1 protein-coding gene is annotated in these 342 nt (G+C 64.0%); it reads left to right on the top strand.

Annotation, left to right across the window (positions count from 1 at the left end):
• Positions 1-342: DDE-type integrase/transposase/recombinase (locus KVT44_RS55815; protein WP_217576920.1), on the top strand; the 342-nt coding region annotated here is incomplete at both ends.

The raw sequence follows: 342 nt of genomic DNA, 5'->3' as shown, positions 1-342 counted from the left end.
GTCCGCCGTGACTTCACCGCGACCGGACCGAACCGGCTGTGGCTCACCGATATCACCGAACACGCCACCAGCGAAGGCAAGTTGTATCTCTGCGCGATCAAGGACGTCTTCAGCAAGAGGATCGTCGGGTACTCGATCGACACGCGGATGAAGTCCCGCCTGGCCGTCACAGCCCTGAACAACGCTGTTGCCCGGCGTGGACGCGTCACCGGGTGCATTCTGCACAGTGATCGCGGATCGCAGTTTCGGTCACGGAAGTTCGTCTGGGCGCTCGATCGGCACCGGATCGTCGGCTCGATAGGGAGGGTCGGGGCGGCAGGCGACAACGCGGCCATGGAGTCC

This window comes from Streptomyces sp. GbtcB7 (genome assembly GCF_019091445.1).
Lineage (GTDB): Bacteria > Actinomycetota > Actinomycetes > Streptomycetales > Streptomycetaceae > Streptomyces > Streptomyces mirabilis.
This window is presented reverse-complemented; position numbering and strand designations above follow the sequence as displayed.